Below are 12,941 nucleotides of genomic sequence, written 5' to 3'. Positions count from 1 at the left end.
AACCGATGGACGGTGATCTGAGGGGGGCGGACTCCGCCCCCCTTGAGTCCGGGCTGGTGCTGTTCACCCTGCTGGCTCGCTTCTTTGGCGTACCAGCGGACCTGTCAGACCTGAAGCACCGTCTCGGCAACGGACAGACCCCGGCCGAGGTGCCGAATTTGTTGCGCGCCGCGCGCTGGCTGAACCTGAAGGCCCGGCTGGTCGAACCCGTGTATTGCGGGCTTTCACGTCGGGAGACGATGGCGGGGACGTCGCCCGAACTGCTGCCGAAGGTCAATAACCCTATGTGTCATCGAAATATAATGGAAAATCAGCTTCGTCCTTTGCGTGTGAAAAACGACTACTAGAAGGAAGAAGGGTTTATCGCCCGGAGCAACAGACATGCCCTTCGAGGCTGGGACGTGATGACAGGACAGTCCGAGAGCGCCAGCCGTTGGAAACGGTTGGTGCCGGAAGATTATCCAAAAGTATCGATTAATGGCTGCGGACGCATCCATCAAAAAAAGAATATATGAGGGATTTTTACTATGTTTTCAGCTCTATCGTTCGCGTCATTGCAAAATAAATTAATCGCAATAGGGCGGCTTGTGCTGATATTGACTATTGCAATATTCGTCGTCTTGATACCATCAATTGGAGTTTCCGATGACGTTATTTTCAGCAGTACGTGCCAAGGCCATCCGAGCAAAGAGGTTTCTGATATTATAGACAGAACACTACTCGCAAGCAAAGAAATCAGTTTTGAGAAAAAGGACATGCCATTCGGCGCTATATTTACAATAATTCCTGAATCAGACAAATATATTAAAATAAATGGATCATGCTACGTTGAGGTATCTGTATATGTAAACGAAAAAGATCACTTTTCTATATGGAGGACGTTTTCCGTAAGCAATATCGGTCGCATTCTTTTGCAGAATGCAGACGGTGAATACGAATAGAAAAAATTTAATTGTTTAATAAATCAAGAAATGGAAAGATAAAACGGGAAATTGGGATACCCCTTATTTGACTTCAGCAGCTGTGAGGGATGATGGTGGATATAGAAAAATTAAAATAAAGCCAAATTTCCGTCAGAAATAAAATTTGGTGCCGAATTTATTTGGCTTATCTTTGATGAGACGATTTCATGTCGCCTCTGTTCGCAAGTCAAGACAATCAGCGGCAGGGTGTGTGAACCATGATAAAACGGTTATCCATAATATTACCCTCAACAGTTTGTGCTTTGATCGTTTTATTATTTGGAGCAGGTGTGTGGCTGTACTACAGGATGGAAGTAGAGCTAAGCCGCACATATACAGGGTTTGATGAGCATCAGGTGTCCGGCGTGATCGATGCCAAAGAATTTATCAGATTTTTTGGCAACAAGCATGGCACAGCAGCGCCCATCGCTAACTACGTTAATTCAAATACAGTATCTCAAGTTTGCCTTGACCAGCCGTATGGCCTTCCGCCGGAGAGCCTTGCTCTCAACGGGCTTCCAGAACCAGATGATGGCATATCGTACCTATCGCTATTCATTAAAGATGGAGAACACTACTACGCAATTCCTCTGGATCGCGAATTTTACGTTCCCTCAAAGGGATGCCGAAGTCCAGAATCAACCCTCGTGAGCTATTTGTGTAACGCTCACGGCGTCAACAAGATATGTCTGAGATGGAGCTAATCTCATGTCTGGTATTGACGATGATTATAGAATGGCGCTAGCCAAAATTCCGCAGTACGGAGCGGAGGCGGCTGCGCTCATGGTGGCCAAGGGTGGTGACGTCAGAGAGGTCCGTAGCGGTCTGTTAAATCTTGACCCGACAGTCAACACGATGGGTCAAGCGCGTATGGACATTAACAACAATGACGCTGGTGCGGATATGGCGGCCGCCCATACTGTCATATCAGTTTACGATTATTACGATTTAACAATAAACGCACTCTTAACACAGGGAAAGCTGGTAACGTCCGAAGCAAATGCTCCGGCTGGCGGATTCATCGTCGAAGGGGAGTCCCTTGCAGGAACGATCCGACGGCAGTCGAGCGCCGTCATTGATGATCTCAAGACGCTGTTCAATGCTGGTTTCGATCCGACGGTGGCGGCCAACACCTCCATCACCGACACCACCGTTCTCGCCGCGGTCAATTCCTCCTGGCACAGAGCGGCGGCCTGAGGAGGAAACCGATGGACGGTGATCTGAGGGGGGCGGACTCCGCCCCCCTTGAGTCCGGGCTGGTGCTGTTCACCCTGCTGGCTCGCTTCTTTGGCGTGCCAGCGGACCCGGCAGAGCTTCGGCATCGTCTGGGCAAGGGCGATGAGAGCGCGACACCCGAAGATCTCTTGCGCGCCGCGCGCTGGCTGAACCTGAAGGCCCGCCTCATTGAGGTAAAGGCGGAGCGTCTGGCCAAGACGCCCCTGCCCGGTCTGGCGGTGATGAAGGACGGCGGCTTCGTCATCCTGGGGCAAGTGGTGGAGACCAGGGACGGGCCGCCGCGTGTCCTGCTCCAGCGGGCCGGGGCCGTCCGTCCCGAACTCCTGGGCTGGGAGGAGTTTCTCGCCGCCTGGTCGGGCCGGCTGATCCTGCTGGCGCGGCGGGCCATCGACCAGCCGCTGGGCGGCAAGTTCGACCTGTCCTGGTTCATACCTGCGGTGTGGCGCTATCGGCGCATCCTCGGTGAGGTGCTGATCGCCTCGCTGTTCCTGCAAATCCTCGGGCTGGTCTCCCCGCTGTTCTTTCAGGTGGTAATCGACAAGGTTCTGGTGCACCGGGGGCTGTCCACTCTCGACGTCATCGTGCTGGGGATCGTCATCGTCTCGATCTTCGAGGTCGTGCTCGGAGGCATGCGCACCTACGTCTTTTCCCACACCACCAATCGCATCGACGTGGAACTCTCCGCCCGGGTGTTCAACCATCTGGTCGGCCTGCCCATCGCCTATTTCGAGGCAAGGCGGGTCGGCGATTCGGTGGCGCGGGTGCGGGAGTTGGAGACCGTCCGCTCCTTCCTTACCGGCTCGGCCCTGACGCTGGTGATCGACCTTCTCTTCACCTTCATTTTCCTCGGCGTGATGGCCTTCTACAGCGTGCCGTTGACCCTGATTGTCATCGCCTCCTTTCCCTTCTACGTCGCGCTGTCGGCGGGGGTGACGCCGATCTTCCGCCACCGCCTCGACGAGAAGTTCCGCCGGGGCGCCGAGAACCAAGCCTTCCTGGTGGAATCGGTGACGGGCGTGGAGACAATCAAGGCGATGGCGGTGGAACCGGCCCTGCAACGGCGCTGGGAAGAGCAGACGGCGGCCTACGTCAAGGCCAGCTTCTCCACCCAGAACCTTGGCAACGTCGCCTCGCAGTCGGTGCAGCTCATCAACAAGCTGACCCTGGGAGCGACACTCTATTTCGGCGCCAAGGCGGTGATCGACGGCGATCTCACCGTCGGCGGACTGGTCGCCTTCAACATGCTGTCGTCTCATGTCACCCAGCCGGTGTTGCGGCTGGCGCAGATGTGGCAGGACTTCCAGCAGGCGCGGATTTCGGTCGAACGCCTGGGCGACATCCTCAATTCCCCGGTCGAGCCGAGACCGCGCAACGTCGCCGCCAGCCTGCCGCCGATCAAGGGAACCGTTACCTTCGAGCATGTCTCCTTCCGCTATCGCCTCGACGGCCCGGAAATCCTCAAGGACATCTCCTTCTCCGTGCCAGCCGGGCAAATGATCGGGATCGTCGGTCCCTCGGGCTCGGGGAAAAGCACGCTGACCAAGTTGATCCAGCGCCTCTACGTGCCGGAATCCGGCAAGGTGCTGATCGACGGGGTCGATCTCGCCATGGCCGATCACGCCTGGCTGCGCCGCCAGGTCGGCGTCGTCTTGCAAGAGAACATGCTGTTTAACCGGACGGTGCGCGAGAACATCGCGCTCGCCGACCCCACCCTGCCGATGGAGCGGGTGATCGCGGCGGCACAACTGGCCGGAGCCCATGATTTCATCCTCGAACTCCCCCATGGCTATGACACCGAGATCGGCGAGCGCGGCACCACGCTGTCGGGCGGACAACGCCAGCGGATCGCCATCGCCCGCGCCCTGATCGGCGATCCGCGCATCCTGATCTTCGACGAAGCCACGTCTGCGCTGGACTACGAATCCGAGCGCATCATCCAAGACAACATGGTCGGCATCGCCAAGGGGCGAACGGTGTTCGTGATCGCCCACCGCCTCTCCACCGTGCGCCGCGCCGACCGCATCCTCACCATCGACAAGGGCCGACTGGTCGAGGACGGCAGCCACGATGACTTGATCAAGACCGGCGGCCGCTACGCCACGTTGTGCCGTTTGCAGGGAGGGCTTCATGTCGAGGCTTGAGGCGACCTGGGACCGACTTATTTCTCTATGGCCCGCCCGCCGTCCCGAGCACGAACGGGAGTTCCTTCCGGCGGCGCTGGAGATCATCGAGACGCCAGCCTCACCAGCGGGTCGTCTGGTGATGCTGACCATCGTCGTCCTGATCGTGGTCGCGCTGGCCTGGGCGACGTTCGGCCGCATCGACATCATCGCCACGGCGCAAGGACGCATCGTGCCTTCGGGGCGAGTCAAAACCATCCAGCCCTTCGAAATCGGCGTGGTGAACGCGATCGCCGTCCACGACGGACAGCAGGTGGCGGCGGGAGACCTTCTCATCGAACTGGACCTGACCGCCAACGCGGCCGACGAGGCGCGCATCGCCCGCGACCTTTCACGGGCCAGACTGGATGTCGCGCGTCTGAAGGGGCTGCTTGCGGGAGCCAGGGACGACGTCTTTGCCGATCTTGCCCGGGACGCGGACGCGGCCGATCTGGCAACCGCGCGGCGGCAGATGGAGGCGCAAGCCGCCGAACAAGCGGCCAAGCTCGCGATGATCGACCGGCAATTGGAGCAGAAGCGGGCGGAACTGGCGGGTGTCGGTGCCACCATCACCAAGCTGCAATCGTCGCTGCCGATGATCGAACAGCGAGCCAACCTGCGCGAGGAGGCGGCGCGGCTTGAATACGGCAACAAGATCGAGCTGTTGAACGCCAGACAGATGCTGGTCGAGCAACGTCAGGAACTGGTGGTGCAGGCCCACAAGAAAGACGAGACCCAGCATGCCATCGCGGCCCTTTCCGCCCAGCACGAACAGACCGAAGGCGAATACCGGAAGCAGCTCCTCGCCGATCTTGCCAAGGTCGAGGCGCAAATTTCGGAACAGGGCCAGGAACTGGTCAAAGCGCGACAGAAAACCCGGCTGCAAACTCTCCGGGCTCCCGTCGCGGGGACTGTCCAGCAACTCGCCGTGCATACCCTGGGCGGTGTGGTGACGCCAGCGCAGAGCCTGATGGTCATCGTGCCCGAAGACGCCAAGCTGGAAATCGAGGCCAACCTCCCCAACAAGGATGTCGGCTTTGTCCACGAAGGCCAGGAGGTGGAAATCAAGGTCGAGACGTTCAATTTCACGCGCTACGGCCTGTTGCACGGGCACGTCGCCAGTGTCTCGCGGGATTCGGTCGGGCAGGACGAACGGACCCAGCCCTCGAAAAATCCCGAGGAGAAAGCTTCGGCGCCGATCGATCCCGCCACGCGCGAACCGTCTTATGTCGCCCACATCGCGCTCATGGAGACCACCATCGACACCGAGTTGGGGCCAACCGCCCTCTCGTCCGGCATGGCGGTGACCGCCGAGATCAAGACCGGACGGCGGCGCGTCATCTCCTATCTGCTCTCCCCCCTCATCCGCTACCAGCACGAGGCATGGAGGGAAAGGTGACGCCTTCACCGGCCTGCAACATCATCGCCGCCGACCGACTGGCTCGCTTCGTCGTCAATCGGGGTTTGAGCCGGTTCGATTTGTGCGGATACATCCCCACCGAAGTCGGGCAACGCGGCCTTGCGGCCCGCTGGCACCTCACAATCCAATCTGAATGAGGGAAAGACTTTGGCGGCGAACTGATCCGTGGATTTCCTGGCTGGAGACGACGAAGATATCCGAGACAGAATGAAACGGATGCGGCGCCCCCCCGCCCCGGGTCATTCGCTGTCAGCACTGAACCAGGAAGGAACAAAGCGAATGGCGACCGGGGCTTCCCTCTATGAAGACTTGCGTCCGAAGTTGCGCGAAGCAACCAAAGCAGCTCACCACCGCATCGACCATCACCCTCTGATGGCGCCGCTGGTCCGGGGCGAATTGACCGCCCGCCTTTATGGCGATGCCCTGCTGGCGCTCTATAGTTTTCATGCTCCCAGCGAGCGGGCTTTCGCCGCGTTCCTGAACGATCCGGACACTTTGCCCCCGCCGCGCAGCGCATGGCTCGCCGCCGATCTCGACCGTCTCGGGCGCACGGAAATTGCCCAGTCCGATAGTGGCCCGGTCTGGTGCGGGCAGCCCCCCGCCTCCCCTTCCGAGTATATCGGGATGCGCTATGTGATTGAGGGTGGTTCGCTTGGCGCGCGGGCGATTCTGGCCCCCCTGATCGAGCGTCTGCCGCCCGAGTGCAAGCCCATCACCCGCTTTTTCGACGGTCAGCAAGATGAACGCGATTGGCTTTCCTTTTGGGCCTTGGCCGAACGTCTCGCCCCGCTTGATCCCGACGAAACCGTGCGTGCCGCTGTCCGCTTTTTCGGCGAGATCGAACATCTGGCCGAGCGCCGCTGGCAGGAAAGCCGCCCCGCCCCATCGTCATCTACCAATTAATAGGTATTGTTTTTAGCAATATCTGGGAATTGATGCCGTCGGAATGGAAGGCTAATTTCAGGAGAATGCCGAATTATTTGGTGACTGAATTGTGCCGAATAAGATTAACCCTCTTTACAATGAAAATGCGGGGATCACCCCCCTGCCCTGCGATAGCCGTGAAATAGACGCTGCGTTAAGGGCGGCGGCGCGGTGTTATGAGGCCAACCCGTATTTCATGGCCCGCTATGCCGAGCGCGGAGAGGCGTTTTCGCGCTCGGATGGCGGCTATTTGGTGACACTGACCTCTCACCCCCTGGCTTACGTGATCCAGCAGATCAAATGGCTTGGCGTTCTGCTGGCGTCACGGGGGATGCCCCGCTGGCTGTTGGAAAGCCATCTCGACCTGCTCTACGATGAATTGTCGGCAGCCATTCCCAAACGGCGGGTCAAATATCGCAAACTGCTCAAGGCGGCGGAGAGGCTGCGCGAAGCCCGGTACGACTGGATTCCCCAACCCGATTTTGAAACGCTGGCCGCCGCGTTCGCGGCCAATTCGGGCGGTGGACTCGCCAATGCCGGAGAAATGCTGGTCAGCGCTGTTTGCGACGAATTCTGCGGCATCGCCAAGGCGGTTCCCAGCCTGGTTGTCTGGCTGGGCGATCCCGCTCGCTTTTCGGCGCAATGGTGCGCAGCCCTGGACCAGACTCTGGACTGCGCCCGCACCGTCGCGACTCGAAACGGCCGCTATCCCGCAAACCTTGAGGTTTCGATGGGGGCTGCGTGATAGGGTTCTTCCCTCTCGGTTCAAGCGACCAGTGAGAAGGCGCGATGAGTCCCCTTGATACGTCCTCGTGCGAGACCGAGCCGATCCGCTATCCTGGGGCGGTTCAACCGCACGGGGCATTGCTGGTTCTGGACGCGGAGGCTCGGACTGTCGAGGCCGCCAGCGGATCGTGTCTGACCTTATTCGGGCTTCTGGCGGAAAGCCTGCTTGGGAGCCGTATCGGTCAGATCGTCGGATCGGAGGCCGAGGCGGCCCTGCTCGCCCCTCAGACCGAGGGATTGGAGCCATTGGTTCCCCTCGAGATTAACGGAACGGCGTTCTACGCCCGCTCTAGCATCAACGAAGCCGGTCTGATCGTCGTCGATATCGAAGCCGCTCACCAGGACGCTGCGACAATCCGGCGTTTGATCTATAATTGCCGCCGCGACCTGGCCTGTCTGCGTCGACTGAACGACATTCCGGAAATCACCCGGAACGCGGTCGAGATGATCCGCGACATCACCGGTTTCGATCGGGTGATGCTGTATCGCTTTGACGAAGCATGGAACGGCGCGGTGATTGCCGAAGCGCGCGCCGACGACATCGAGCCCTATCTGGGGCTCAACTTCCCCGCGAGCGACATCCCCCGCCAAGCCCGCGAATTGTTCCAACTGAGCAAGGTGCGGCTGATCCCCGACGTTCATTACACCCCGTCGGAATTAATCGCTCGACGCGAGGCCCGGTCGATTGATCTGGGGCGGTCGTGTCTGCGGAGCGTATCGCCGATTCATATCGAATATCTCACCAACATGAATGTCCGTTCGACCATGGTCGGGGCCTTGGTGGTCGAGGGGGGGCTGTGGGGGCTGGTGTCGTGTCAGAACACGCGGGAGCCAAGATTTTTCGGTCCGGCCGAACGCGACACGCTGGGGTGGATGTTCGAAGACATCGCCGCCTTGATCGAGGCGACCCAGATACGGCTGCGCCGGGAACGGGACTATAGTTTGGCCTTGCGCCGCCGTCGGCTGGTCGATGCGATGGGCGTCCATGATTTCAAGTCGCTGATGCAGCACGAGAGCCGCGCCGACCTGCTTGAAGTGGTTGGAGCCGACGGGTTCGCGCTGCTGGTCGATGACTCGATCCAGACCATGGGGGTTACCCCCGACGCGGTTCGCATCCGGGAGTTACAGACCCGGCGCCGCGCGTTGGAAACCGATCCGACGTTCTTTGCCTCAAGCGCCTTGTGCCACGATCTGGGGGTAACCGAGTGCAATGACGGAGTGGCGGGGGCGATCTTCGTCTCGCTCCGCGACCGGCCCGATATCACGATGATCTGGTTTCGCAACGAACGCTATCGTTCGGTGCGCTGGGCGGGCGATCCTGAACACGCGCATTTTGTCGATGAAAGCGGGCGCATCTCGCCCCGGAAATCGTTTGCGCTCTTCCTCCAAAACATTCGGGGCCATTGTCTGGCCTGGAGTCCGGCCGAGCTGGATTCCGCGGGCGAACTCGGCTCCTTGATCGAAATCGAAGTCCAGCACCGCTACAAGGCGGAACTGAACATCCTTCAGACCGTCTTGTCCCGCGTCAACGAGGCGATCTTGGTGACCGAGCCGAATTTCGAGCCGGGGCAGAGCCAGAAAATCCTGTGGGTCAGTGAGACCTTCGAGCGATTGAGCGGCTATACGGCCGAAGAACTGACGGAAATGCGGACGGAAATCATGTTCGGCCCGAAGACCGGGGCCGCCGACCTTGCCCGCATGGGCGAGCAATTCGCAAGGCGGGAAGCGGTCCGGGTCGAGGTGTTGCGCCAAACCAAGGACGGCAAGCCCTTCTGGGTCGATATGGACATCCTTCCCGTCCTCGACCATACCGGCCAAGTCGCCCAATTGATTTCGATCGAACGCGACATCACCGTGCGCCGCCAGATGGAGGAAGCGCTGCGGAAACTCTCGACCGCGATCGAGCAAAGTCCGGCTTCGGTGGTGATCACCGATCTCGACGCCAAGATCGAGTATGTCAATCCGCGCTTCACCGAGGTCACCGGATACAGCGCGGCCGAAGTGATCGGAAAAAATCCCCGCATCATCCAGTCGCAGGAAACCTCGCGGGAAACATTCCAGGCCTTGTGGAACAATCTGACCGCAGGCGACATCTGGAGCGGCGAACTGCTGAACCGGCGCAAGAACGGCGAACTGTATTGGGAAGAAAGCCATATCGCTCCGGTCAAAAATCCGGACGGAATGGTGACACACTATGTCGCCGTCAATCTCGATATCACCGAGAGAAAAAACGCCGAAAAGGCATTGCGCGAAAGTGAGGCCTTCGCCAAAACCATCCTTGATTCTATTCCGGAACACATCTGTGTTCTCGATCCGCGCGGCCGCATCGTCTCCGTCAACAAAGCCTGGTGTCAGTTCGCCCAAAATAACGAAGCGGGTTGGCTGGCGGAAAACTCTACCTCGTTCAGTTACCGCGATATCTGCATCGCCTCGACGGATCAGGCGGATGGAAGGGTCGCGATCGACGCCTGGGCCGGGATCGAATCGATCCTGAAGAAGACGTCCGATCATTTCGTTCTCGACTACCTTTGCGATTCTCCCGATGCCCCCCGCTGGTTCCGGATGAGCGTTTATCCGATGATCGCGCCCTGTGAAGGGGCCGTGGTCGCGCACGAGAACATCACCGAACGCAAGCTGATGGAGATCAGCCTCGATAACGAGCGCACCCAATTGCAAACCGTGCTTGAAACGATTCCCGATCTGGTGTGGCTGAAAACTCCCGAGGGCGTCTATCTGACCTGCAACACTGCGTTCGAGCAGTTTCTTGGCGCGTCTTCCGCCGAGATCGTCGGCAAGACCGATCGCGACTTTCTCGATGAAGATCAGGCCGCGACTTTCGGTGAGAAAGACCGGGCGGCGATCGCCGCCGGCAGCCCCTGTATCAGCGACGAGATCATGACCTTTGCCCATGACGGACACCGGGCCTTCATGGCGACCATCCGGACCCCGATGCTCGATCATTCGGGCGCGCTGGTCGGCGTGCTCGGCATTGCCCGCGACATCACCGAGCGGATGGAGGCAGAGGCCAGGATCAAGGCCATCAATCTTCAATTGGCCGACCAGGGACGCAAACTGGAACAGCGTGTGACCGAGCGCACCGAGCAATTGCGCCAGTTGGCGGTCAAGGCGACATTGGCCGAGGAACGCGAGCGTCAAGCCATCGCCGCCGATCTCCACGACGATCTCGGCCAGATGCTGCATGTCGCCAAGATCAAATTGGGGACGTTATCGAAATCTCTGCGCGACGGGTGCTTTTCCGAGAGTCTGATCGCGGATCTGAACTCGATCCTGTCCGAGGCAAGCAGCATGGTTCGCTCGCTGACCTCCCAACTCAGTCCTCCGGTGCTGAGAGATCTTGGGCTGGTTCCCGCGCTGGGATGGCTGGCCGACGAGATGAGGCGGATCTACGGCCTGACCGTCACGGTCCAAGATGATGGGGAGCCGAAACCTCTCTCCAGCGCACAATCCGCGATTTTGTTTCGTGCGGTGCGCGAGCTCCTGATCAATGTCTCAAAACACGCCCAGACCGATGCGGCCGGGGTCCGTGTAAAGGCCAAAGACGACCGGATCGTCATCACGGTCGCAGACAATGGAATCGGAATGGTGGACCTTCACGGGACGACGCCGACCCCCAAAGGCTTCGGACTGAACAGCCTGCGGGAACGGATCGCCTTCCTGAAAGGTGCGGTAACGATCGAAAGCAATCCGGGGGGAGGAACCGTGGTGACCCTGCTGATGCAACTCGATTCGTCCCCCGCTGCGATCGCGGAGGAACCATGACACCGATTCGCGTGATGTTAGCCGACGATCACCGCATGTTCCGCGAAGCGTTGCGGGTGCCGTTGGAAGCCGAGGCGGATATTGAAATCATCGGCGAGTCCAGCACCGGAGGGGAGACCCTGTCGATCCTGACCCAGATCTGTCCCGATGTTCTTCTTCTCGACATCGGTCTCCACGACATCAATGGCATTGATGTCGCCCGCAAGGTCGCCAAGCTGCACCCCACCGTCCGCGTCATCGCCCTGTCCGGTTATGCCGACCGACTTTACATCGAAGAAATGTTGAAGGCCGGGGCACGGGGCTATGTCGTCAAGTCGGCCGGAGCCGACGAACTGATCTCCGCCATCCGCGCCGTCGCCACCGGCCATAATTTTTTATCGCAAGAAGCGACCCAGGTGATGGTCCAGCGCATCCAGAACGACGCCAAGGCGCTGACTCCGCCGCCGAGCGTGATCAGCCCGCGAGAACGCGAAGTTCTCTGCCGACTGGCCAATGGCTTCCGAGCCGCCGAAATCGCGGCCAGAATGGGAATCACCGTCTCGACGGTCGAGGTCCATCGCCGCAACATCAAACGAAAGCTCGGCCTTCATACCACGGCGGAACTAACCCGCTACGCAATGCGCGAGGGTCTTGTCTCGACGTATGAAACCGGAGCCTGAGATTTATGCGCGCGTCGCCAGACATCCAGGGCCGGGCCGACGTCGTCGAGATCGTTCAGGTAGCGGACCCCCGCCATCGGTTTCAGACGAGTCACGCCGAGACCGCCCACCCAGATTTCGGTCGAGGGCTCGATCCGGCTTCGCAACGTGTTCAGAAACTGGGTGGCGTTGCGCGCGGGATAGGCAATGCTGAACGACAAGCCGACGATATCGACTTGGCAGCCATTGATGGCGGCAACCAATTCCGCCATTGGGATCTGCGCTCCCAGACGGATGCAGGAGGCCCCTTCCATCGACAGCATCGCCTCGGCCATCAGCAGGCCGATCGTGTGAATTTCTCCCGGTGCCGTCGACATCAGAACGCGCGGCCAGCCAGACGAACCCGAGACGGTTCTGATCGCGTCGTGCAGAACGTCAAGGACCGCTTCGGTATAGATGTGCTCCTCGAACATTCGGATATCGCCTCGCAGCCAGGCTTCTCCAATGAAAAGAGTCATCTCCGAGAGGGTCTTTCCGATGAAGTCGGTCAGCCCGTCACGGCCCCATTGCTGCTTGAACAATTCTTTGAGGCGGGGAATATCATGTTGCAAGACCGTATCGAGGACTCGCTGTGAAAAATCAGTCGGTTGCGACGACATGGATGGCGAGCTTTCCCAAACCATCCGCTCCAGGCTTTCCATGTCCAGGGCGACGACCTTGCCGGGGCGCAGGCCTGCCCCGATCAATCGCCGGATCAGCCGCAGCCGATCGACTTGTTCCGCCGGGTAAAGCCTGTTGCCGCTCTCGTCTCGAACCGGGCATGGAAAGCCATAGCGGGTTTCCCACTTGCGAACGACCTCTTTGGTCAGTCCGGTTTCTTTCTCAATAGCGGCAATCGGGACCAGAGCCCCCGACGGTTCCATCCGCTGCGGAACCATCGGCAGGGGGGTGATCTTTGGGGTGGATTTGGGCAAAGGCGATAAAGCCTCTCGTCAAGGCACTGGGCCGATGGGGGGATCCGGCGCATTTGACTGCG

The 12,941-nt window shown here is 59.5% G+C and carries 10 protein-coding genes; 9 read left to right on the top strand and 1 reads right to left on the bottom strand.

Annotation, left to right across the window (positions count from 1 at the left end):
• Positions 1–5: 5 nt before the first annotated feature.
• From BLW40_RS11445 to BLW40_RS11405, 9 genes are all read left to right on the top strand, one after another.
• Positions 6–347, top strand: a complete 342-nt coding sequence (locus BLW40_RS11445) for a cysteine peptidase family C39 domain-containing protein (RefSeq protein WP_074768656.1) — start codon at positions 6–8, stop codon at positions 345–347.
• A 1,323-nt stretch (positions 348–1,670) separates the two neighbouring features.
• Entirely contained in the window at positions 1,671–2,159 is a 489-nt protein-coding gene (locus BLW40_RS11435; RefSeq protein ID WP_139305577.1) for a hypothetical protein, read from the top strand.
• 11 nt (positions 2,160–2,170) lie between these two features.
• Positions 2,171–4,339, top strand: coding sequence for a type I secretion system permease/ATPase (locus BLW40_RS11430; protein WP_074768652.1), 2,169 nt, complete (start codon positions 2,171–2,173; stop codon positions 4,337–4,339).
• A gap of 121 nt (positions 4,340–4,460) precedes the next feature.
• The gene (locus BLW40_RS11425) at positions 4,461–5,756 is read left to right on the top strand and encodes an HlyD family type I secretion periplasmic adaptor subunit (protein ID WP_211656768.1); all 1,296 of its coding nucleotides are present in this window, start codon (positions 4,461–4,463) and stop codon (positions 5,754–5,756) included.
• Positions 5,753–5,914: a hypothetical protein gene (locus tag BLW40_RS17650; RefSeq protein WP_170834569.1), complete on the top strand. Its 162-nt coding sequence runs from the start codon at positions 5,753–5,755 to the stop codon at positions 5,912–5,914. The genes BLW40_RS11425 and BLW40_RS17650 overlap by 4 nt, the downstream gene beginning before the upstream one ends.
• Positions 5,915–6,056: 142 nt before the next feature.
• A complete protein-coding gene (locus tag BLW40_RS11420; protein WP_074768649.1) occupies positions 6,057–6,680 on the top strand; it encodes a biliverdin-producing heme oxygenase in 624 nt (207 codons plus the stop codon).
• A gap of 217 nt (positions 6,681–6,897) precedes the next feature.
• On the top strand, positions 6,898–7,446 hold the full coding sequence (locus BLW40_RS11415) for a hypothetical protein (protein ID WP_074768648.1): 549 nt from the start codon (positions 6,898–6,900) through the stop codon (positions 7,444–7,446).
• Positions 7,447–7,490: 44 nt separating this feature from the next.
• Positions 7,491–11,267: a PAS domain S-box protein gene (locus tag BLW40_RS11410; RefSeq protein ID WP_074768646.1), complete on the top strand. Its 3,777-nt coding sequence runs from the start codon at positions 7,491–7,493 to the stop codon at positions 11,265–11,267.
• On the top strand, positions 11,264–11,926 hold the full coding sequence (locus BLW40_RS11405) for a response regulator (RefSeq protein ID WP_074768645.1): 663 nt from the start codon (positions 11,264–11,266) through the stop codon (positions 11,924–11,926). Before BLW40_RS11410 ends, BLW40_RS11405 begins: the two co-directional genes overlap by 4 nt.
• Here BLW40_RS11405 and BLW40_RS11400 read toward each other — a convergent pair.
• Positions 11,878–12,843, bottom strand: coding sequence for a MerR family transcriptional regulator (locus BLW40_RS11400; protein WP_083386755.1), 966 nt, complete (start codon positions 12,841–12,843; stop codon positions 11,878–11,880). The two genes, BLW40_RS11405 and BLW40_RS11400, sit on opposite strands and share 49 nt — an antisense overlap.
• Positions 12,844–12,941: the final 98 nt, after the last annotated feature.

The organism is Magnetospirillum fulvum, from assembly GCF_900108475.1.
Lineage (GTDB): Bacteria > Pseudomonadota > Alphaproteobacteria > Rhodospirillales > Magnetospirillaceae > Phaeospirillum > Phaeospirillum fulvum_A.
Note: the sequence above shows the minus strand (reverse complement) of the source record. Positions and strands in the feature narration are given on the sequence as shown.

Bases quoted from the DNA above. Each gene is read 5' to 3' on its own strand.
- BLW40_RS11400 (WP_083386755.1), bottom strand. From the start codon at position 12,843: ATGGTTCCGCAGCGGATGGAACCGTCGGGGGCTCTGGTCCCGATTGCC.
- BLW40_RS11420 (WP_074768649.1), top strand. From the start codon at position 6,057: ATGGCGACCGGGGCTTCCCTCTATGAAGACTTGCGTCCGAAGTTGCGC.
- BLW40_RS11430 (WP_074768652.1), top strand. From the start codon at position 2,171: ATGGACGGTGATCTGAGGGGGGCGGACTCCGCCCCCCTTGAGTCCGGG.
- BLW40_RS11435 (WP_139305577.1), top strand. From the start codon at position 1,671: ATGTCTGGTATTGACGATGATTATAGAATGGCGCTAGCCAAAATTCCG.
- BLW40_RS11425 (WP_211656768.1), top strand. From the start codon at position 4,461: ATGCTGACCATCGTCGTCCTGATCGTGGTCGCGCTGGCCTGGGCGACG.
- BLW40_RS11415 (WP_074768648.1), top strand. From the start codon at position 6,898: ATGGCCCGCTATGCCGAGCGCGGAGAGGCGTTTTCGCGCTCGGATGGC.
- BLW40_RS11445 (WP_074768656.1), top strand. From the start codon at position 6: ATGGACGGTGATCTGAGGGGGGCGGACTCCGCCCCCCTTGAGTCCGGG.
- BLW40_RS11410 (WP_074768646.1), top strand. From the start codon at position 7,491: ATGAGTCCCCTTGATACGTCCTCGTGCGAGACCGAGCCGATCCGCTAT.
- BLW40_RS11405 (WP_074768645.1), top strand. From the start codon at position 11,264: ATGACACCGATTCGCGTGATGTTAGCCGACGATCACCGCATGTTCCGC.